This is a genomic window from Bacillus sp. MN7755, assembly GCF_054771475.1.
Map to the genome: position 1 here is coordinate 165301 of NZ_BTRL01000006.1, position 22708 is coordinate 188008.

The following is a 22708-nucleotide window of genomic DNA, read 5'->3' on the forward strand; positions in this document are numbered from 1 at the left end:
CTCATCTTTTTTTAATCCATCCACTTCACTAATTTTTTGGAAATTAGTAATAAAACACAACCTAAAACGATTGCTACAGCGCCAATAACTGTAAATACTTCAGCATATCCAAGTGAAGTTGTGAAGCTTGCAAGTTGTCCACCTAAAATGTTGGCGATACCTGAACTCGCTAACCATACGCCCATTAGTAAAGATGCTAGTTTTACTGGAGCGAGAGAACTAACCATTGATAGTCCAACAGGTGATAAGAATAGCTCACCTAACGTATGGAAAAGATACGTAAAGACGATAAATAGTAAGTTTGCTTTTTCTGTAATGTTATGTTCATCACTACCTGTTTTTAATGTAGCGATAACGAGAATGATATAACCGATACCGAGTAGAATCATACCAAGTCCCATTTTGGTTGGGATTTTTAAATCCCCACGCTTGCGAGTTGCAAGTTTTGCCCATAATGCTGAAATGACTGGAGCAAGTAAAATAATAAATAATGGGTTGACCGATTGGAACCAAGATGTTGGAACTTCCCATCCGAACACTGAGCGGTCTACAAATTTGTTTGTATATAATGTTAATGAGCTACCAGCTTGTTCAAAGCCAGCCCAGAAGAAGACAACGAAGCATGTTAAAATGACGATAACTGCAGTACGTTGTTTTTCTTTTTTTGTTAACGGTGTATCTCCTACTGATGGTTGTCCAGCAGCAGCTTGCAAATCGCGAGTTGGTTTTTTACCGATATCACCAAGGTAGCGATTTGATAGTGTTGTAAATAAAATTTGTCCAACAATCATTCCGATTGAAGCGGCTAAGAAACCGTAACGGAATCCGTAATGTACAACGCCATCAACTGTTGTTTTGAATAAATTTTCTGATAAAAATCCGCAAACGAGTGGAGCTAAAAATGAACCGACGTTAATACCCATATAGAAAATGGTAAATGCACTATCACGTTTTGGATCATTCTCTTCGTATAATTCTCCAACCAGTGTAGAGATGTTCGGTTTGAAGAATCCATTACCAATAATAATAAGCGCTAATCCGAGGTATAGGCCCAATTGGTTTTGCAAGGCAAATAGTGTAAGGTTACCGATTGCCATTGTTATACCACCAATTGTGATCGCTTTTCGTCTACCTAGAAAACGGTCTGTTAAGTATCCACCAATCATTGGTGTGAAATAGCAGGCTCCAGTATAAAATCCGTAAATAGAGAGTGCCCATGCGGGACTAAACCCAAGACCACCGCTTACTAAAGCTGTCGTTAAATATAATGTTAATAATCCTCGTAATCCATAGTAACTAAATCTTTCCCACATCTCTGTAAAGAAGAGTAAGTATAAACCTGGAGGATGTTTCTTTTTTCTTTGTTGTTCTCTTTCTAGTTGTATCGTTGATTCCATGTTATTTTCCTCCTGACACAAACAAAAACAAAGTTAATAATTTTGTACATTTAATATTTTACCTTATTAACTATTATAAGTCAATAAAGGTTAATTTTTCAGAAGAAATTGGAAAAGAGGGATAGCTATAGAAGGGGTGTTTCTTTTGTGATAGACTATGGACTATGTTTTCTTTGTTAGGAAGCGAATTATTGCACTTTTTTATATGTGAAATTGATTTCATAACAGATGGAATTAAAGAAGGAGAAAGAAATGAAATTGTTACAGAAAAAAGAAATTTTACTTATTAGTCTTATGTTATTCTCGATGTTCTTTGGAGCAGGGAATCTTATATTCCCACCTTTTCTTGGGTATGAAGCAGGAGAACATGTGTGGATTTCATTAGTAGGGTTTATTATATCAGCAACAGGTCTTCCTATATTGGGGGTTATTGCGATTGCGAAAGCAGGAAGTTTTCAAACGCTAGCGGGTAGAGTTCATTCTTCATTCGCCATTATTTTTCCGTGTATCGTGTATTTATTTATTGGACCAGGTCTTGGTATACCACGTGCAGGCAGTTTAGCTTTTGAAATGGGACCGGGTCAGCTATTCTCGGAATCGGGTAGCGTAGTTTTATTATGTTACACAGTTATTTTCTTTAGTATTGTGTACTGGTTAAGTTTATCACCGTCTAAATTAATGGGGTTGTTCGGAAAGGTTTTAACACCGTTATTATTAGGTATGATTGCTCTTATCTTTATAAAGAGTATGTTTACATCAGTAGGTAGTGTGAAAGAGGCTGCTGGAAACTATGGACAAGCGCCTATGTTCCAAGGATTTTTAGATGGATATTTAACGATGGATGCATTAGCAGCTTTAATTTTTGGGATTGTGATTGCAAATGCTCTTCGTGCAAAAGGTATTGAAGATGATAAAGGTTTAGCAAAATATATGAGTATTGCTGGAATTGGTGCAGGACTATTATTATCTATTATTTATGTCATACTTGGATATGTTGGTTCAATGAGTGGCTCATTAGGGACATTTGATAATGGCGCGCAAGTGTTAGCACAAGTGATGACTACATTATTTGGACAAGGTGGAGTCGTTTTATTAGGTCTTATTTTTACGATCGCGTGTTTATGTGTTTCAATCGGACTTGTTACATCTTGTAGCCAATTTTTCGCAAGTGCATTTCCGAAAGTAGCGTATAAAGTTTGGACGTTTATATTAAGTTTTGTTAGTATGATTTTAGCTAATTTAGGATTAACACAAATTTTAAAAGTATCAGTACCGATTCTTGGATTTATTTATCCAGTTGCATTAACGCTTATTATTTTAGGCCTATTCCATAAGTATATTGGGAAGTATGTATGCATATATACTGTTACAATTGTGATTGTAGCAGTATTTAGTGCAATTGATATTTTTAATAAAAATGTAATGATGAATCAGTGGACATCAGTATTGAAATACATTCCGTTTTATACAGAAGGTGTTGGGTGGATTATTCCAGCTATTATAGGTGCTTGTATTGGTGTTATCGTTAGTGTTGTTTTAAATAAGAAGAAATAAGTAAGAGGTGTTTTCCGATTTCGGAAAACACCTTTCTTTTTTTGAAAAATAGTATTGAAAATGAATAGACTAAGAGTATGATAAAGGTAATTGGTAATATATAGGTTTCGAACGGATGATGAGGGGGGAGCGTATGAAGGAGGATTTGAATAAGAAAATAGAAGCACTCGAAACGGCAATTGAAACGATTCAAGAAGCACTCTTTGAATTGAAAGCAAAACAAAGAGAAATAGAAGTAGAAAATGCTCAGCAACATGTTAGTAAGGAAAAGAAAGAATACATTGAAACGGTAATAGAGGAAAAACAAAAAGAAGAAGTAGTTACAATAAAAGAGCCTGTGCAAGAACGTGAGGTAAAACAAGTGGATATATCTGCTTTTAAACCAGAACCATTTAATATTATAAAGTTTTGCCAAACTTGGTTACCACGCGTATTTGTCGGCATTATGTTACTTGGAGTAATCTGGTTATTTAAAGCAGGGGTAGATGCTGGTTTATTAACACCAGCAATACGAATTGTGTTTGGTATTGTCCTATCTATCGGTTTTTATTATATAGGGGATATTCAAATTAAACGAGCGCGGCAAGCATTAGGGTTAGTATTAGCAGGAGGAAGTATTACAGGTATAGTTTTAACAACATTTGCGGCACATTATTTATATGGATTTATTCCAGCAAGTGTCGCGTTTCTATGTAATATTGCATGGGTCATTTTAGGTATTTATATAGCGAAGAGGTATCAATCAGAATATCTTACTATCTTTGTAGCAGTAGGAGCTTTCTTCGTGCCATTCTTATTAAATAGTACGACTCCTAATCCGTATATTTTCTTTGGATATGAGACGATACTAACGCTTAGCTTATTATGGTATGCGTTGAAAAATCGTTATCAGTATTTATATATGATTTCTTATGCTGTTGCTGCTATTGTTCTTTTAGTCTTCTTTACTGTTATGTCAATGTTAGTAGAGGATTTGCAAGTACAGTTAACAGTAGTTTATGGTTTGATTCACTTACTATTATTTTGGCATATGTTTACGGAGAGAAGTTTTATAGTAGAGCCACGCTTGGCGATATTTAGTGCGAATGCCGTTTTTTTCATATTAGCCATTTCAAAAATACCTGAATTTACAACATGGGGATTAATGATTAGTGCACTCGTGCACGCTATTATGTTCGTGTTTGAATATAGGAAGAATAGACATTCTACATTTACAAATCTTTTATTTGGTTTCGCAATGGGGGCATTTAGTTTAGCGATTTTATATGAGTATAGTTTAGTGAATGCAGCGATTGTACTATTATTACAAGGTTTCCTCGGTATGGTGACTTCTATTAAAGGAAAACAGCAGATAAAATTGTATGTTAGTGCGACGGTTTACGCAATTGGAATGATACAGACTATTTTTAGCCCGTTTGATCAATTTATTTCGGCAGGCTTTGTTGCTCATATTATTTTAATAGGTACATTTTATTACTGCATGAAACAAGCGAAAGATGTGTTGATGAGCTTTGGAAAATATGTTTATTCAATAACACTCTATTGGTTTATGGTTATCGTATTTATTGCAATCACTAGAGTCGGTGAAGTGCTTTCTACAGATGGAAGTATAATAAGCGTATCTGTATCGTTATTATGGATGGTATATGCATTATTTGCAGTTTGGCTTGGACGGAATAAAAATATGAATGAAGTATTGTATGCTGGCTTAGTCGTGTTAGTTGTAACGATAGGGAAGCTATTCCTTCTGGACTTACCAGAAGTGTCAATGATGATTAGAGCAGTGTTATTCTTGATAGTGGGTAGTATAGGTATCGTTATTTCAAGGATGTTTTTCTCAAAAGAAGAGAAGTAAAAAGAAGGCAATCCATATCCGGATTGCCTTTTTTATTATTTCTTATTAATCGTTACAGTCTCACTATATTTCGCTGTTGTATTTTGACGTAAACGAAGCGTTGCTTGTCCAGTAGTATTTGGATCGATTTGCACATTTACAAGCTTCTCAGCAGAACCTAAGCTGTTTGTTGTGAAAGAAAATGCACTACTATATCCAAAAGTAGATGGCCAAGTGCCATTTGTATTTTGAACTTTTGCTACTTGTGTTCCGCCAGTAGTGAAGATACCTAAAGAATAATTGTTATAAGTTGTGTTAGGTAGTAAGTTGTTCACTTGAATTTTTATTTGAAACACTTCATTGTTTGGTAGAGTGCTAGGGTGTGTAACTACATAGTCGTTTGCTGTTACAGCACCGTTATAACCGTATGAACCTGGTTTGAAAGTATTTGTATTAAACCATTGATAACCTGCATTTGGTGCACTCCAAGGTTCAGGTTGTGGCTCAGTTGATAAGTTTGGTTGTTCAAATGTTTGTAAAGTAGTAGGTAAATCAAGTTGTAAACCGTTTACTTGATCTAAACTTGTAAATGTTTCTTTATTCGATAACCAATTTACGATATTTTCTAGTAAAATTGCATCGTTTTCTTCTTTATATCCATCGTAAGTTTTCTTTGTTTGGCCAGAATCTTCACGAACGTATTTTGGCGTAGCATCTTCAACGGGAGAAGAGTCTCCAATAAAAGCAGCTTTTCCAAGCCCTACTTTTGCGATTGCAGCATAAGGACCCTCTGCAACACCACCGCCATTATAAACACCGCTATCAACAGCATTATTCCATTTTGACGGGTTTTCTGGCAGGTAAACTAGGCCTTTAGCTAGTTTCGGATTGGTAATGGCTAGAGTAGAACCAGCATGCATTGCTACAGATGAAACACCTTCTGTAATTCCGAATGATTGTTCAGGTGACACAATATTTTTAGCTGCAACATCGCCAATTGCATTGTAGCGGAAGCGAATACCGAAGTTATCAGATAGCCAATCGGAGCTTTCTACTCCTTGCATAGCTTGTGAATTTACTTCTTCGTTAGACATTCCTTTTGCTGGATTATCCCAAGCACCGCGTCTATATCCATTAAATACTTCAGAAGAGTCCCACCGATTTTTATTACGATCTGCATTATAATGATCGGCAATGAAGAAGATACTACCGCCATTTTTCACGTATTGTAACATAGCATCTTGTTCTGATTTTTTGTAAGGAATATTTGCTTCTGGAACGATAAACACATTGTAGTCTTTTAAATCTTCGTATGTAATCGGTGTTGATTTACGAAGTTCTTTTACATGATATCCGTTTTCGGCAATGCCGTTTCCGAAATCAGAAAAGCCGCCATCAATAACCCAGTCAGCAGTCCCGGCAGTTTGACCGTGTGTATTATCGAATAATACTTTTTTCCCATTGTTTTGATTTACAACTTTTGCAGCAATTTCAGGAGCTGGGTCTACAGAGCTTTCTGCATAAGTAGATGGTATGAACGAAGCCCCTATACTTAGTGTAATTGCTGTTGCTAAAGAAAATGTAATCCATTTTTTATTCTTCATAGAAGAATCCCCCTAATAATAAATATATGTGCTTTAATAATGTAATTTATTTTTCTGTAAAAATAAAGACGGAAAACATAAAAAATATTAAAAATTTGTAAAAATACCGTGAATTTTGTTGAGAAATATTTGTATAGACATAAAAACATCCCTTCCAATCAATAAGGAAGGGATGTTGTGTTTAACTAATTTTTGAATTAGGTGTTTCATCAATCTTATGAAACCCTTTCATGTAATACACGATAGCTAAGCCGATAAGCCAAATTGGGCCGACAATCAATGCGATTCGTGTATCTTCTGAATACGCCATTATACCTAATACTAGTGCAAGGAAAGCGAGTGAAAAATATGAACTTAATGGATGTAAAGGCATTTTATATGTTAGCTTATCCTTTTTATCAGGTTGCAATCCTTTACGGAATTTAATTTGAGCGACTAATATAATTCCCCAAGTCCAAATTGCTCCAAAAGTTGAAATACTAGTGAGCCATGTAAATACCTTTGCAGGTACGAGATAGTTTAATATAACGCCAATGAGTAAAACGATAGCAGTTGCTACAATTCCTTGACTTGGAATGCCATTTTTATTTAAACGACCGAATCTTTCAGGAGCTTTCTTCTGCTGAGCCAATGTATATAGCATACGGCCTGTACTAAATAAACCACCATTACAAGATGAAAGAGCTGCTGTTAATACGACAAAGTTAATAATTCCTGCTGCTTTTGCGATACCGATTTGCTGGAATGTTAATACGAATGGACTGCCTTTCTCACCAAGTTCGTTCCATGGATAAATTGCCATCATAACGAATAGAGCCCCAACGTAGAACAGTAATATTCTCCAAAATACGTTATCAATTGCTTTTGCGAGTGTTTTTTTCGGATTTTGAGCTTCCCCCGCTGTAACACCGATTAATTCAACACCTAAATAAGCGAATAACACCATTTGTAAAGAGAGTAGTAATCCAGAAAAACCATTTGGGAACCAGCCACCATGTGACCAAAGGTTTGAAATGCCGGTAGCGATACCGCCGTTTCCGAATCCGAATAAAATAATACCAGCTCCAACAATTATCATACAGATAATTGTGACAATTTTAATGAGAGCAAACCAAAATTCAAGTTCTCCAAATACTTTTACGGATAAGAAGTTAAAAGCACTCATTAATAATAGAGCGAGTAAAGCCCAAGTCCAGCGTGGAATATCTGGGAACCAGTACTGCATGTAAATGCCAGCTGCTGTAATTTCAGCCATACAAGTAACAACCCATAAGAACCAGTAGTTCCAGCCGGTAATATAGCCAGCTAGTGGTCCAAGGTAATCATAAGCATATTTACTAAAAGAACCGGCAACAGGTTGTTCAATTGCCATTTCTCCGAGTGCGCGCATAATGAAAAAAATAACGAGTCCAGCGATCATATAGCCTAGTAGAATAGAAGGACCAGCTAGTTTAATAGCGGAGGCAGATCCTAAAAATAGTCCAACGCCAATAGCTGAACCGAGCGACATTAAAGTAATATGTCGTTCTTTTAAACCTCGGTTTAAAGTTCCAGATTTGTTTGTTTGCTGCATAAGAAGAATCCCCCTTGTAGAGTGAACGATATTTGAATGCGTTTACTAAATATTTAACTATTTCAAATTATAAAACATTTCTACCTGTTATGCTACAAAAATAATCATGGTGAACTGTACTACAGCTGTACTTGTCAGACTTAAACTTAAAATTCGAACTATTAGTGAATATATTGACTCTTCTTTTTATTGATTGTTAAGATTAAGTATTATATTTTCTCACATACTAGTAAGAAAAGAATGTGTGATAATAATTCAGATGTAGGAAGGGTACATAACCATGTTTCAATTACAAAAATATAACACTTCTGTGAAGCAAGAGCTTTTAGCTGGCATCACAACTTTTTTTACATTTGCGTATATTCTTGTCATCAATCCGAAAATATTATCTGATGCAGGTGTACCATTTGATCAAGCTTTTACGGCAACTATTATTGCGACAGTTGTAGGGACGCTATGTATGGCGTTTTTAGCTAACTATCCAATTGTTATTGCTCCAGCTATGGGAATGAATGCGTATTTTGCTTATTCTGTTGTTCAACAGGCAGAGGGGATTACATATGTCATTGCGTTTTCAGCGGTATTTGTAACAGGTATTATTTTTCTTTTATTATCTTTCACTTCATTTAGGCAAAAGCTAATTGTCGCAATTCCTGACAGTTTAAAACATGCGATTGCAGGTGGAATTGGGTTATTTATTGCTTTTATTGGATTACGTCTATCTGGAATTATCGTTGATCATCCATCTAACTTAGTTACGATTGGTGACTTCCATTCTCCAGCCGTTATTTTAACTCTAATTGGTTTAATATTAGCGGCGGTATTAATGGGATTACGTGTGAGCGGTGCATTATTTATTAGTATGATTGTGACAGGAGTTATCGCCTTCTTTACAGGGCAACTGAAGTTCACGGATAAAATTGTTGCGACGCCTCATTTACCAGAGGGTATTATCGTTTCAAATCCAATCAACGCCTTTTCAGATGTAATTGAATACGGATTATATGGCGTTGTATTCTCATTTTTACTTGTACTGTTATTTGATACAACAGGTGCATTACTCGGTTTAATTAAACAAGCAGGTTTAATTACAGATAATACAGAGAAACGTTTTGGTAAAGCGTTTATTGCAGATGCAATTGGTGGGACTACAGGCTCTATCTTTGGAACAAGCCCAACAGCAGCGACGATTGAATCCTCAGCTGGTATTGCTGCGGGTGGTAAAACAGGATTAACAGGTATTGTAGTTGTAGGTCTAACGATTATAACGGCATTCTTCAGCCCTGTTATTGCTTCTTTATCAAGCGTAGCTGCTATTACAGCTCCTTCATTAATTATTGTAGGTAGTTTAATGGCACAAAGTCTTCGTGATATTAATTGGAATGAATTTGAAGATGCATTACCAGCATTTTTAATTTTCGTTGGTATTCCGTTAACGTCTAGTATTGCGAATGGAATAGCAATTGGATTTTTAGTGTATCCAGTTTTAAAGATTGTGAAAGGGAAAGGGATGGAAGTCCATCCGTTACTATACTTATTTACAATTTTATTTGGATGTCATTTATTCTTATAATATAGATATAGGAGAGGGGCTTCTTATGAGAGGCTCCTTTTTTGTGTATAATAAAGTGAAACTTAAATTAATTATGTAAATTATAAATTACTTAATGGAATATATATGTTACACTAAGGGTAGAGGAGGAACATGAATGGCTGTAAGTAAAATAAAAGTCGCGCGTGTTCAGTTAGATTTAACACAGCAACAATTAGCAGAAAAAGTAGGCGTTACAAGGCAAACGATTAGTTTAATTGAGAAGGGGAAATACAACCCGTCTTTAGATTTATGTTTAAAAATTTGTTATGCGGTAGATAAAACATTGAATGATTTGTTTTGGGAGGAAAAGGAGTGATAGGATGAAAATCGTGAAAGATGAACGTTTAATGATTGAGGGGCTAAAACATATTAGACTAGTTTTTATCTTACAAAATATCATCATACTAGGTATTGTTTTTTATCGCTACGTTTTGCAAGGGACAGGATATGAAAGTATTTCAGATTTATTAATGGTATTTATGGGCGGGATAATAGTTATTAACTTTTTAAATCTGAAAAATTCAGTGGAAGTGTATGAGCATACAGGGGGAGTATCACGCAATTATTTTATGAAGTTATTATTAATTCCAGTAGGTATTGTTATTGGGATCTTAGCTATTTGTATTATTGTAACACCAGATATTTCGATAAAGGAAATTAGTATGACAGGACTTATTATGTTTGCTTGTTTTTTAGTTCCTAGTTTGTTTATATACATATATATGAAAAAAATAAAAAATGAAGATTGAAATATAAGAAAAGCTTTCCTGTATTGCGGAAAGCTTTTCTTATATCCTTTTATATAGTACCTTATGAAGACCAATCGGTTCAATTTCAAAGATTTCACCATGTTCCTGAAAGCCTAGGCGCTTGTAATAGTCAGCTACAGTAACTCGGCCATTACACCATAATATATTTGCTTGACGTTCTTGTAATATTTGTTCTGCCTTCTGAATTAAGGAGCTTCCAGCGTGTTTGTTTCGAAATTCAGGTAATGTGGCCATTCCTCGTAAACGATAGTGAATACCGGCTGGTAAGTCAGGGTATATTTCTTTTGAGAAGGAAGCGATACTAACCAGTTTATCGTTTATAAATGCGCCTAAGTGAAAGCTGGCTGTTTTATAGTCGGAAGGGTATTTACAATCTGCTAATGTTTGACTCGGGCGTAAAATTTTTTGACGTAATACGTAAGTTTCAGATCCATCAATATTTTTCACGGTAATCATATTAACATCCTTTCTTATAAACCTTTTTCTGTTAGTTGTATAAAGAAATAGGCAGGTGCGGCGAAAAGTCCGAGTATGCTAGCAGTTCCGAGAAGGAGTGAAAGTAAGAGGCAAGAGTATTTTATTCCATTCGATTTTTTCCATCCATAACTACAAATTTCAATGCTAACACCGATGAGAATAATGGCAACGAGTACTTCCGCTAATAATAAGAGAGCTAAAGTTACAATAGACATAATGTGATCCATCCCCATAATATGTGATAGTAACATTTTACCATATGAAATGGAAAAAAATGCCCCTTAATTATGTGAGGGGCATTTTTCTATTCTAATATGCTTTTTAGTGTATCGATATGTTCTTTTGAGCCTGTTACAAGTAAGGTATCACCGTGTTGTAGTCTTGTATCACCATGTGGAATTAATGCTTTATTCCCACGATAAATTTGAATGACTAGTACATCGCCTAAAAATGGAAGGCGACGAAGTGCAACGCCGTTATATTTATTACTCCGTAGTTCAACTTCACGGACTGTTTCGTTTGCTGTTGTAATTAAGCGCACGAGACTTGGTTTATCAATTAGTGCACGTAATAGAATACGTGTAGAGTTAATTGTTGAGAATACGGCGATATGTTCTTGCGTTGCTTTTTCTTGTAGAAGTGGATCTTCTACACTTGCAATAACATGTTCAACACCTAGCTCTTTTGCATGTTCTGCTAATAATAAGTTTTGTTCATCATCGCTTGTTGCAACAACAACGCGGTCTGCATGAAATGCTGTTTGTTCAGTTAATGATGCAATTGTGATATCATCTAATTTCACGATAGGGAAGTCATGTGATTTCGCTTCCTCATCATTTATTTTATTTTGACGCATCATATATAGTGTTACGTCATAATCTTCTCGTTTTAAATCAAGTGATAACGGAAGGGTAATTCTACTCGCACCAATAATAGAAACTTTTGGCTTTGGCGTTTCTACTTTCGGGAACATCTTTTTAAATAATATAGGTGCGAAAATACAAGTAATAACTGCGCTTAAAATAAGGGAAGCAGATAAACTTGGACTGATGATTCCTAGTTTTTCACCAATTTGTGCAGCTGCAATAACTAAAGAAAGTGTCGATGTTAATAAGATGGCACTCCCCAGTACGATATTACGTGGATACCATTTTCGTAAAACGAGTGATGGTAACAGTTTTGAGATAAAGAGTCCTACAATTAAAATTGGGATCATGAGCATACTAGAAGGTTCTTTGAAAATAGACCAAACCTCTAAATTTACACCAACCATTACGAAGAAAATAGGAATGAAAAAACCATATCCGATGGAATCAAGTTTTTCAACCATATCTTCATTTGGTGATAATAACGATACGAGTACACCTGCTAAGAAGGCACCTAAAATATTTTCTGCCCCAACCGATTCAGATAAACCAACTAATATTAAGATGAGTGCAAAAACAGCTCGTGTATCAATTTGTACACTACCAGCTTTTAAGCTATCTAAGTATGGAATGTTTTTAAAGCGTTTTGCAATGAAGTAAATAACAATACCAGCGCCGAATAGAAGGAGAAGGAGCCACATGCTTTGGCCGCTTTCGGAATTTAATCCGACGAATACAGCGAGTAAAATCATTGTAACTAAATCTGCAATAACAGCGACTAATAAAATGATTTGTCCAATTGCTGTTTTTCCTAAGTTATTCTCTTTTAATGTTGGTACGACAACACCTAAAGAAATTGTTGAAATAATTAAAGTCATAAACATTGCATTATCTACAAATCCTAGCCATACGAATAGTAATGATAGGGCATAAGATAAGATGAAAATAAATAAGAAGATAATACTTGCTGCTTGGAATGTGTTTGGTTCGTTTGTCGTATTCTTTTTCCCTTTTTGTTTAAAGATAGAAAAATCAATTTCTAAACCGCTTAAAAACATAAGAAAGATAAATCCTAGTGTTGATAAGACTTGAAGCCACATATCTGGCTCAATAATATTAAACCCACTTTTACCTACAAAGATTCCTGCGATGATTTCTGCAACAACGACAGGAAGTGCTTTTAATTTAAAGCGTTGTAACAAAAGGGGAACGAAAAACGCGATTGCAACGACAACCATAAGTGATAGAACAGAAGTGTGATGTTCCATTGCGTTCTCTCCCTTCAAATAAATATAGTACCTATTTAGCCATATAATAGGTAGAAAAGCAACGCATATGGATTCGATTTCATAAAGAAAGAGTTTTCTTAACATTTGTCATAATAAGTATACTTTTCATGATTCTGTTGTTAATTCCGTAATGTGGATGAAATAGGGGAGGGCATAAAAAAAGACTGCTGAGAAATCTCAGCAGTCTTTTCATGTACATTACATTGAGAAGAAGATCCATACAGTTAAACCAACTGTTGCAGTTGCAACGAAGAAACTGTATATCATTGTAAGAATTTGAACTCTTCCTTCTCCTTCTTTTAAGTGCATGAACATGATTAATTGTAACAACGCTTGCGCAACAGCCATTACGATAATAGTTGTTAAGATCGTTGAAAGTGGCAGGTTTGTGTAAAGTGCCACGTATAGCGCTAGGAACGTTAGTGCAAGCGATAAAATAAATCCGAAAACGTGTGACCAAGGGAATCCGCTATGCGCATGCCCGTTTGCTTGGTTGTTATTTTGACCCATTTACGCCACCATCCCGTTCAAGTAAACTAGTGTGTAAATAAAGACCCAAACAAGATCAAGGAAATGCCAGTATAAGCTGATAATGAATACTTTACGAGCTGTAACTGGTGTTAAACCTCGTTTCAAAATTTGGATAATAACACAAATTGCCCAAATGATACCGCCTGTTACGTGGGCCCCGTGCGTTCCAAGAAGAACGAAGAATGCAGATAGGAAAGCACTTGTTTGAATTGTTGCGCCTTCACCGATGTACATAATGAACTCTTCGATTTCAAAGAATAGGAAACCTGCACCTAAAAGTAATGTAAGGATGAACCATCCAAGCATTGCTTTTTGGTTGTGCTTACGCATTTCGTGAATTACGATACCACATGTGAAACTACTTGTTAAAAGTAGTAATGTTTGAATTAAAAGCGTTTTAAGTTCAAACAGTTGCGCTGGAGTTGGGCCATCTGCCGTACGACCAGCAAGGACTAGATAAGAGGCGAAAAGTGTTGCGAACAGCATAATTTCAGCCCCAAGAAAAATCCAGAATCCTAGGATATTCAATCTGCTTTGTTCGGATTGATATTCCAAAGGTAAGCTTTTATCTAAAGCCGCCATGTCATTTCACCTCTCATGCTATATGTTCTGTTTCTTTAATTTCATCAACACTTACGTAGTAACCATCGTCATAATCGAATGAACGATAGATTAAGCAAGCTAAAATACCAACGCCGCCGATTGCTGCAAGCCAGAACCAGCTAAATACTAATGCGAAACCTGCAAGACCGAAGAATAAAGACGCAATAATAGGCACACCAGAGTTACTTGGCATGTGAATTGGTTTTAAATCTTCTGCTGCTGGTGTAACTGTTTCTCCGCGTTTCTTCATGTACCAGAAAGCATCAGCTTCTTTAATTTCAGGAAGCTTCGCGAAGTTGTAATGTTGTACAGGAGATTGAGTTGCCCATTCAAGTGTACGACCATCCCATGGATCTCCAGTTGTGTCACGTTCACCGTGACGTGCACTCCAAATTACGTTGTAGCAAAGAAGTAGGAAGCCAATACCCATCATTACCGCACCAACAGATGCGATTTGGTTTAGCCATCCCCATCCAAGACTTTCAGAGTAAGTGTACATACGACGAGTCATACCGTCTAAACCTAAGAAGTACATTGGGAAGAAACAGATGTTGAATCCGCTCATAAAGATCCAGAATGTCCATTTACCTAGGCGTTCATTTAACATATGACCAGTCATTTTTGGATACCAGAATGTGAATCCAGCAAGCATAGCGAATACTGTACCTGCAATTAATACGTAGTGGAAGTGAGCGATTAGGAAGTAGCTGTTATGGTATTGATAATCAGCTGCTGCCATTCCAAGCATAACTCCTGTAACCCCACCGACTACGAAGTTTGGAATAAATGCCAATGACCAAAGCATTGGAACTGTAAAACGAATACGTCCTTTATACAGTGTAAACAACCAGTTAAAGATCTTAACCCCGGTTGGAATCGAAATCGCCATTGTCGAAATCGAGAAGAATGAGTTAACCGCTGGACCTGCACCCATCGTGAAGAAGTGGTGAAGCCATACGACGAAACTTAGTAAAGAAATTGCAACCATTGAGTATACCATCGCACTGTAACCGAATAGACGTTTACGTGAGAATGTACTAATGATTTCAGAGAAAATACCGAATGCCGGTAAAATAACGATATATACTTCAGGGTGACCCCATACCCAGAACAGGTTGGCCCATAACATCGGCATACCGCCGCTCGCCATCGTAAAGAAGTGAGCATCGAATAGACGGTCAAATGTCATTAATGCAAGAGCAACTGTTAATACTGGGAAAGCGAAAATAATGATAATTGTTGTAATTAAGATTGACCAAGTAAACATTGGCATTCTCATTAAAGTCATACCAGGTGTACGCATTTTTAAGATAGTAACAAGGAAGTTAATACCGGTCATTAGCGTACCGAGACCTGAAATCTGTAATGCAATTGCGTAGTAGTTATTTCCTACACCAGAAGTAAACTCTGTACCCGCCATTGGGAAGTAAGAAGTCCACCCAGCGTCTGGAGAACCACCGATTACGAAAGCGATGTTGAATAACATTGCTCCGACAAAGAATAACCAGAAACTTAAAGCATTTAAGAACGGATATGCAACGTCACGAGCACCAATTTGTAATGGTACTACAAGGTTCATTAATCCCATAACGAATGGCATTGCCATGAAAAGAATCATTACTGTACCATGTGTTGTGAAGATTCCGTTATAGTGTTCAGCGTTTAAATAAGTTGTTTCTGGGAATGTTAACTGTGCACGGATCATTAAACCATCCATACCACCACGGAATAACATGATAACCGCAGAAATAATATACATGGCTCCGATTTTTTTATGGTCAACAGTTGTTAACCATTCGTCCCAAAGCCATTTCCATTTTTTATACTTTGTTAGTACGAAAATGATTGCTAATGTCACAAGAACGATAGAAGCGTCTGCACCGTAAATAATCGGGTCACCTGTGACAAAGAATTCATCAAGCTTCACTGTGTTCACTCCAATCTGTTGGAATTATAGCTATTATTTTTTGTTTTTGTAGTAGTTGTAATCACAATATTCAAGTGATTTTGGATCTACATAATCTAAGTGATGGCTAGAGAATGTCATACGACCAACTACACCAGGTTTAACAATTTCGTTGTACTTATCTTCTGTTAGTTTAGGAGCAGTTTGTTGTACTTCTTTAACCCACTTGTCATATTTCTCTTTAGTTTTTGCTTCAACTTCGAACTCCATGTGAGTGAATCCTTCACCAGAGAAGTTCGCGCTACGGCCTAGGTAAGAACCTGGCTTATCAGCTTGTAAATAAAGGTCCATAATCATGCCATCCATTGTGTACTTCATACCACCAAGTTCTGGTACCCAGAAAGCATTCATTGGGCCGACAGAAGTCAGTTTGAATTGAATTGGTACACCAGCTGGGATGTTTAAATAGTTAACGGTTTCAATTTTTTCCTCTGGGTAACTGAATAACCATTTCCAGTTTGCAGATGTAACATAAATTTCAACTGGTTTAATATGTTTGGACTCTTTCGGAACCTCTTCCGAAGCGTAAGTTGCTTTTACTGTTGGGATCGATAATGCGATAACGATAATAACAGGAACAAGCGTCCAAATAATTTCTAATAATGTGTTACCGTGTTGTTCAGGTGGCTCGTAGTCCATATTCTCTGGTTTTTCACGATAACGAATCAAGATGACTGTAAACAGGATGAATACAATTGCGATAATTAATGACATAAGCAAGAATGACCAAACAATTAAATCATACTGTGCTTTTGCAACAGGTCCTTGCGGATTTAATACTGCGAGTTTCTTATCACAGCCGCCGAGGAACAGAAGTAATGATAACGGAAGAAGCGAAGCCAACTTCCAAAATGCTTTCTTTAGTTGCACGATTGAAAATCTCCTTTCTCCTTGGATTGAAACTATGCCAATAAAACAATATAAACCTATTAATTTATAGAAGGCAATAGTTTTTGTGATATTGTTAAAAAATAGACACAAATGCACACTTTTTAAGGTGAATATCATTTGTAACTTGATTACATTGTAAACTATTTTCCAGAGAAAAACGTGATTGTGAAAATTTTAAGATAAATAAAGTTATACCAGGATATCCAAGAAATAGAAAAAAGCTATCTTATCATAAGAAAGATAGCTGAATATTTTGTATATTTAGTTTATTCCTTGTGTGATAGTCTGTTGTTGTTCAAGTGTGACAACTTTTTTATATTTTACTTGGTATAAAATGTAACAAATAATCATAAATGGAATGCCGCAATAAAGAGCGATTCTCTGATCTGGGATGAAAGCTAAACTAACAAATGTAATGAAGTTGAGTGAGAACGCTACGATTGGAACTAGCGGATAGAGTGGTGTACGATATTTTAAATCATTTATGTCGCCACCGTTTTTCACGAAGTTTCTACGGAAGAAAAACTGTGAAGCCGCAATTGACATCCAAACGACAACGGCAGCCATTGCTGCAATTGATGTTAAAATTAAAAAGACAGTATCTGCCGCAAATACACTTGTTAATAGAGACAGACTTGCAAAGATTAGACTGAAAATCAATGCGTTTAGTGGTACACCTTTTTTAGTTAACTTCGTAAATGCTGGACTTGCCATTCCTTGTTTTGCCATCGCCCAAAGCATACGAGAATTTGCATATAGACCAGAGTTAGCTACAGATAATACAGCTGTAATAATAACAAAGTTCATAATGTCTGCTGCATATGGAACGCCAGCTACATCAAATACAAGTACAAATGGACTTTCGACTAGATTAGCCTCTTGCCACGGGAGTAAACCTACAACAACTGATATTGCTAGGACGAAGAAGAATAGAGTGCGCCAAATGGTATTTTTGATCGCTTTTGGAATTGTTTTTTCAGGATTTTCACTTTCTCCTGAAGCAATTCCGATTAATTCTGTTCCCTGGAAGGAGTAATTTACTGTAATCATCGTAAGAAGAACAGCTAATGCACCATTTGGAAATAATCCGCCATTTTCAGTGAAATTGTGAAGCATTGGAGCTGGTTTTCCGTTAAAGTCTAGTAGACCGAACATAACTGCGCCACCGAGTACGATGAAAACAACAATAGTTGCGACTTTTACACTTGCGAACCAAAATTCTGCTTCTGCATATGCCTTTGCTGATAAAGCGTTTACAAGAAAGAGTGCTGCTGCAAATGTAACACACCAAATCCACGAAGAAACGTCTGGAAACCAACGTTTCATTAAAATACTTACAGTTGTTAGCTCTACTCCAACTGTAACCGCCCAATTTAACCAATACATCCAACCGACAACAAACCCAAAACCAGGTGAAATAAATTTGCTTGCATAGCTTTGGAATGAACCTGCTTCTGGCATAGCAACGGATAATTCACCAAGACATAACATCGTTAAATACATAACAAATCCACCGACTAAAAATGCAAGAATAGCTCCACCAGGACCAGCGTTATGGACGATTTGACCAGATCCCATAAATAGGCCAGTTCCGATAACACCACCAAGTGCAATCATAAATAGGTGTCTACTTTTCATTGTTCGTTTTAAATCTGTTTGTTCTACTTGTTGATTCATATGCCCTCACCCCGTTATTTTCTTGTATGTATAAACTGCTTTTCATTCAGAGTTTTTAATCATTAGTGGGGGATGTGACACATACTCGGCTTATTTATTATGAAATGAGTGGAGTATGTAAAAATACGAACTATGACTAAATACTCTAAGAATGTTTATTAACAAGGTGATATCTTCACTATGTTAATTATTTTGATTTTAGCAAAATAATTCAGAAAAGTATATTGTTTTTTCTCTTTATTAAAAATAATTAGAATTTTATAACGTTTAGTTGTGAACAATAATTCACAGAATCTTTCTAGCAAACTAGTAAGAAGAAAGGTACAATGATAGGAGGTATGTCTGTAAAATAATAATTAATGGAGTTTTGTTTAAAATGAAAAAGTTAAAATATCTTTTTGTTTTAGGAATTATACTTGCTGCCGCGTTTTTTATAGGGAAAGATAAAATTATACAAAAGGCGCAAGTATTCCGTTTAGAGTTTCTATCTGAAATGAAAGAAGCGACTATGATTGAAAATGTTCCGTTTATAAAGCAGTTACCAGAATTACCTCGTGGATGTGAAGTGACAAGCTTAGCTATGTTGCTACAATATAAAGGTGTGCAAGTAGATAAGATGCAACTTGCTAGCGAAATTTATCGTGTTCCATTTGAACAAAATGGTTTACGTGGAAATCCTTATGAGGGGTTCGTTGGAAATATTTATACGAAGGCAGAGCCAGGATATGGTGTATATAATCAACCTATTTTTAATTTAGCGGAAAAATATGTTCCTGAAAAAGTAGTTAATTTAACAGGTAGAGACGTGCAAGATATGTATAAAGTAGTTAGTTCTGGTTCGCCGGTATGGGTCATTATTAATACAACGTTTAAGCCATTAGCTGAGAGTAGTTTTGAAACATGGAAAACAAGCTCTGGCGAAGTGAAAATTACATATTTTGAGCATAGTGTAGTAGTAATTGGATATGATCAAAACTTTGTGTATGTAAATGATCCGCTTAAAAATAATCCGCGTTTGGCTGTTCCGCGAACAGAGTTTGAGAAAGCTTGGGAGCAAATGGGGAAACAAGCGATTACTATTTTATAATAATGAAAAAGTCATCTTTTTGATGGCTTTTTATTTTTAAATTATTGAGATTGAAAATTCAGAAGATTCTTTTAAAAGTTAACGATTCACGTTATAATAACATTTAACTTGGTGAAGGAGGAGAGAAGAGAAATGGATGTTGCAAAAGAACTTGTTTTGTCAAAGAATCAGTTGGTTGAGTGGAGAAGACATTTTCATAAGTATCCAGAGCTATCTTTTCAAGAAGAGAAAACATCGCAGTTTGTGTTCGATATACTTCGGAAAATCCCATATTTAGAAGTGTCAAGACCTACTAAATATAGTGTAATGGCAAGGTTGATTGGTAAGCAACCTGGTAAAATAGTTGCAGTTCGAGCTGATATGGATGCTCTTCCTATTCATGAAGAAAATGAGTTTGATTTTATTTCTGCATACCCAGGTGTGATGCATGCATGTGGTCATGATGGACATATAGCGATATTACTTGGAGTCGTACATAAGTTAGTAGAAGAAAGAGAGAAGATTAAAGGGGAGATTCGTTTTCTATTCCAACATGCTGAAGAAAACTTTCCTGGTGGTGCAGAGGAAATGGTCGCAGCAGGTGTAATGGAAGGTGTGGATTATATTATTGGTGCTCACCTTTGGGCGTCGTTAGAGGTTGGGAAAGTAGGTGTAATTTATGGTCCTGCAATGGCTGCCCCAGATGTTTTTAAAATTACGATAGAAGGAAAAGGTGGACATGCTGGAATCCCTCATGAAACGGTTGATAGTATTGCCATCGGCACACAAGTTGTTACACAAATTCAGCAAATTGTATCTCGCCTCACGAATCCGTTAGATTCCCTTGTAGTATCTGTTACGCAATTTCATGCTGGGACAACTCATAATGTGATTCCAGAACAAGCGGAGATTGAAGGGACAGTGCGGAGTTTAAGACATGAATTGCGAGAAGAAACAGAGCAAAGGATTGAGCGGATTGTGAAGCATGTGACAGGTGCTTACGGAGCGGGATATACGTTTTCTTATGAATATGGATATCGACCAGTAGTAAATGACTATGAAGTTACAGAGATTATTGAGCAAACAGCATTACAGCTTTATGGAAGGGAACGAGTTACTCGTTTACAGCCGACGATGGCCGGGGAAGATTTTTCAGCGTTTTTACAAAAGGCACCAGGGACATTCTTTTTTATCGGAGCGGGAAATAAAGAGAAAGGAATTATATATCCTCACCATCACCCTCGTTTTACGATTGATGAAGATGCATTACCGATTGGCGTGGAAGTTTTTGTATCATCTATTATGAATTTTATAAGTAAAGGAGAATGAGATGAAGAAAATACACGTATTAGCGCTTATTCCAGTTTTTTGTTTAGTTATTGGACCTGTATTTGTTAATTCAGTTACTCCTTACATATTAGGGATGCCATTTTTATTATTTTGGGTATTATTATCGGTTCTCATTACGTCTCTTTGTATGGGGATTGTGTACGTATTCGATCCTGCTAATAAGGGGGATGTAAAATGACCGCATTACTTATCATTATTTTGTTTTTGTTTCTCGCACTATTTTTAGGAATTCGGGCGCAATATGGAAAAGATATGAATTTAGAACAATGGTCAGTTGGTGGAAGAGGATTTGGCACTGTTTTTGTTTTTCTCCTTATGGCAGGTGAAATTTATACGACATTCACATTTTTAGGTGGAAGTGGATGGGCATATAGTAAAGGAGCACCTACTTTCTATATTTTAGGTTATGGTGCATTAGCTTATATTTTATCTTACTTTTTATTGCCGCCAGTTTGGAAGTATGCGAAAGAGCATAATCTCGTTTCACAGCCGGATTTTTTTGTGAAGAAATATAAGAGTCAGACACTTGGCATTATCGTTTCTATCATTGGGGTTATTTCGATTATCCCATACCTTGTTTTACAGTTAAAAGGATTAGGAATTATCGTTTCGGAAGCGTCTTACGGAAGGGTATCACCAGTTATTGCAGTGTGGATTGGCGCAATTGTTATAACGATATATGTAATGGTTTCAGGTATACATGGCTCTGCTTGGACAGCTGCTTTGAAGGATATTATGATACTGTTTATCGTTATGTTTTTAGGTATATATTTACCATATCATTATTATGGAGGATTTCAGCCGATGTTCGAAGCTGTAGAAGCAGCAAAACCAGGCTTTTTATCTTTACCTGATGAAGGAATGAGCATTTCTTGGTTTGTTTCTACTATTGTATTAACAGCTCTCGGTTTCTATATGTGGCCCCATACATTCGCTTCTGCTTTCTCTGCAAAAAATGAAAAAGTATTTCGTAAAAATGCGGCAATTATGCCATTGTATTCTTTAGTTTTACTTTTCGTGTTCTTTGCAGGGTTTGCAGCTATCTTGCAAGTTCCTGGATTAAAGGGAGGGGATGTAGACCTTTCGTTATTCCGTCTGGCTCTTCAAACTTTTGATCCGTGGTTTATTGGGATTATTGGTAGTGCTGGGGTTTTAACAGCATTAGTTCCGGGTTCTATGCTTGTCATGGCCGCTTCTACATTATTAGCGAAAAATATTTACCGAACAATGATCCCAACTGCTTCGGATCGACAAGTTGCCAAAGCGGCGAAATTATTTGTTCCAGTAGTAACGCTTGTAGCTGTTTTGTTCACTTTTAAAGGTGGAGAAACGATAGGGGCACTTCTTTTAATGGGATATAGTATAGTGACACAACTTTTCCCAGCACTTGTATGTAGTTTGTTTCCACGTCAGATTATTACGAAGCAAGGGGCAATTGCAGGAATGGGGATTGGTTTGTTAGTGGTCGCATATATTACTTTATCTGGTTCAACTATAGCTACGATGTTTCCGGGTTTCCCCCAATATATAAAAGATTTAAATGTAGGTATAGTTGCATTGTTAATGAATATGATTGTGATGTTTATCGTTAGTGGGTTTACGAAAAGTGTGTCTATAAAGACAGACAATATAATAGTAGAAAAGTGATTCGTGTGTTAGGGCTATC

Annotated in this window: 20 protein-coding genes; 9 read left to right on the plus strand and 11 right to left on the minus strand. The window is 36.2% G+C overall.

Annotated elements, in window-relative coordinates; all coding sequences use genetic code 11:
* Window positions 1-11 precede the first annotated feature (11 nt).
* Window positions 12-1397, minus strand: coding sequence for a peptide MFS transporter (locus ACYVEC_RS05030; protein ID WP_063225104.1), 1386 nt, complete (start codon window positions 1395-1397; stop codon window positions 12-14).
* A gap of 252 nt (window positions 1398-1649) precedes the next feature.
* Here ACYVEC_RS05030 and brnQ1 point away from each other — a divergent pair, with 252 nt between their 5' ends.
* Window positions 1650-2951 (plus strand): branched-chain amino acid transport system II carrier protein BrnQ1, encoded by a 1302-nt coding sequence (gene brnQ1, locus ACYVEC_RS05035; RefSeq protein ID WP_460505813.1) that lies wholly within the window; start codon window positions 1650-1652, stop codon window positions 2949-2951.
* A 133-nt stretch (window positions 2952-3084) separates the two neighbouring features.
* Window positions 3085-4806, plus strand: a complete 1722-nt coding sequence (locus ACYVEC_RS05040) for a DUF2339 domain-containing protein (RefSeq protein ID WP_063225102.1) — start codon at window positions 3085-3087, stop codon at window positions 4804-4806.
* Between the two features lie 35 nt (window positions 4807-4841).
* On the opposite strand, the gene ACYVEC_RS05045 is transcribed toward ACYVEC_RS05040, so the two are convergent.
* Window positions 4842-6389: a hypothetical protein gene (locus ACYVEC_RS05045; RefSeq protein ID WP_063225101.1), complete on the minus strand. Its 1548-nt coding sequence runs from the start codon at window positions 6387-6389 to the stop codon at window positions 4842-4844.
* A 181-nt stretch (window positions 6390-6570) separates the two neighbouring features.
* Window positions 6571-7962, minus strand: a complete 1392-nt coding sequence (locus tag ACYVEC_RS05050; protein WP_063225100.1) for an amino acid permease — start codon at window positions 7960-7962, stop codon at window positions 6571-6573.
* Window positions 7963-8242: 280 nt separating this feature from the next.
* On the opposite strand from ACYVEC_RS05050, the gene ACYVEC_RS05055 reads away from it, so the two are divergent.
* The 3 genes from ACYVEC_RS05055 to ACYVEC_RS05065 all read left to right on the plus strand — a co-directional run bounded on the left by ACYVEC_RS05055 (window position 8243) and on the right by ACYVEC_RS05065 (window position 10305).
* Complete coding sequence (locus ACYVEC_RS05055) at window positions 8243-9535, plus strand: NCS2 family permease (RefSeq protein WP_460505816.1); 1293 nt, start codon at window positions 8243-8245, stop codon at window positions 9533-9535.
* A 136-nt stretch (window positions 9536-9671) separates the two neighbouring features.
* On the plus strand, window positions 9672-9872 hold the full coding sequence (locus tag ACYVEC_RS05060; protein ID WP_000301182.1) for a helix-turn-helix transcriptional regulator: 201 nt from the start codon (window positions 9672-9674) through the stop codon (window positions 9870-9872).
* Between the two features lie 4 nt (window positions 9873-9876).
* A complete protein-coding gene (locus tag ACYVEC_RS05065; protein WP_460505818.1) occupies window positions 9877-10305 on the plus strand; it encodes a hypothetical protein in 429 nt (142 codons plus the stop codon).
* Window positions 10306-10344: 39 nt separating this feature from the next.
* On the opposite strand, the gene ACYVEC_RS05070 is transcribed toward ACYVEC_RS05065, so the two are convergent.
* The 8 genes from ACYVEC_RS05070 to ACYVEC_RS05105 form a co-directional block, all read right to left on the minus strand.
* On the minus strand, window positions 10345-10782 hold the full coding sequence (locus ACYVEC_RS05070) for a GNAT family N-acetyltransferase (RefSeq protein WP_063225098.1): 438 nt from the start codon (window positions 10780-10782) through the stop codon (window positions 10345-10347).
* A gap of 14 nt (window positions 10783-10796) precedes the next feature.
* Window positions 10797-11054, minus strand: a complete 258-nt coding sequence (locus tag ACYVEC_RS05075; protein WP_142332812.1) for a DUF4022 family protein — start codon at window positions 11052-11054, stop codon at window positions 10797-10799.
* Between the two features lie 53 nt (window positions 11055-11107).
* Window positions 11108-12937 carry a monovalent cation:proton antiporter family protein gene (locus ACYVEC_RS05080; RefSeq protein WP_063225097.1) on the minus strand — a complete coding sequence of 610 codons (1830 nt, stop codon included), beginning with the start codon at window positions 12935-12937 and terminating at the stop codon, window positions 11108-11110.
* A gap of 219 nt (window positions 12938-13156) precedes the next feature.
* Window positions 13157-13468, minus strand: a complete 312-nt coding sequence (qoxD, locus tag ACYVEC_RS05085) for a cytochrome aa3 quinol oxidase subunit IV (protein ID WP_000531382.1) — start codon at window positions 13466-13468, stop codon at window positions 13157-13159.
* Window positions 13469-14071, minus strand: coding sequence for a cytochrome aa3 quinol oxidase subunit III (qoxC, locus tag ACYVEC_RS05090; protein WP_000729313.1), 603 nt, complete (start codon window positions 14069-14071; stop codon window positions 13469-13471).
* Window positions 14072-14084: 13 nt separating this feature from the next.
* Window positions 14085-16019, minus strand: a complete 1935-nt coding sequence (gene qoxB / locus ACYVEC_RS05095) for a cytochrome aa3 quinol oxidase subunit I (protein WP_000762376.1) — start codon at window positions 16017-16019, stop codon at window positions 14085-14087.
* A gap of 33 nt (window positions 16020-16052) precedes the next feature.
* Window positions 16053-16928: a cytochrome aa3 quinol oxidase subunit II gene (locus tag ACYVEC_RS05100; protein ID WP_063225096.1), complete on the minus strand. Its 876-nt coding sequence runs from the start codon at window positions 16926-16928 to the stop codon at window positions 16053-16055.
* 282 nt (window positions 16929-17210) lie between these two features.
* A complete protein-coding gene (locus ACYVEC_RS05105; RefSeq protein ID WP_063225095.1) occupies window positions 17211-18626 on the minus strand; it encodes an amino acid permease in 1416 nt (471 codons plus the stop codon).
* 376 nt (window positions 18627-19002) lie between these two features.
* Here ACYVEC_RS05105 and ACYVEC_RS05110 point away from each other — a divergent pair, with 376 nt between their 5' ends.
* The 4 genes from ACYVEC_RS05110 (at window position 19003) to ACYVEC_RS05125 (ending at window position 22689) form a co-directional block, all read left to right on the plus strand.
* Window positions 19003-19713: a C39 family peptidase gene (locus ACYVEC_RS05110; RefSeq protein ID WP_063225214.1), complete on the plus strand. Its 711-nt coding sequence runs from the start codon at window positions 19003-19005 to the stop codon at window positions 19711-19713.
* Window positions 19714-19845: 132 nt separating this feature from the next.
* Window positions 19846-21021, plus strand: a complete 1176-nt coding sequence (locus ACYVEC_RS05115; protein WP_063225094.1) for an amidohydrolase — start codon at window positions 19846-19848, stop codon at window positions 21019-21021.
* 1 nt (window position 21022) lies between these two features.
* Window positions 21023-21220 (plus strand): DUF3311 domain-containing protein, encoded by a 198-nt coding sequence (locus ACYVEC_RS05120; RefSeq protein WP_460505824.1) that lies wholly within the window; start codon window positions 21023-21025, stop codon window positions 21218-21220.
* Entirely contained in the window at window positions 21217-22689 is a 1473-nt protein-coding gene (locus ACYVEC_RS05125; protein ID WP_460505826.1) for a sodium:solute symporter family protein, read from the plus strand. Before ACYVEC_RS05120 ends, ACYVEC_RS05125 begins: the two co-directional genes overlap by 4 nt.
* Window positions 22690-22708: the final 19 nt, after the last annotated feature.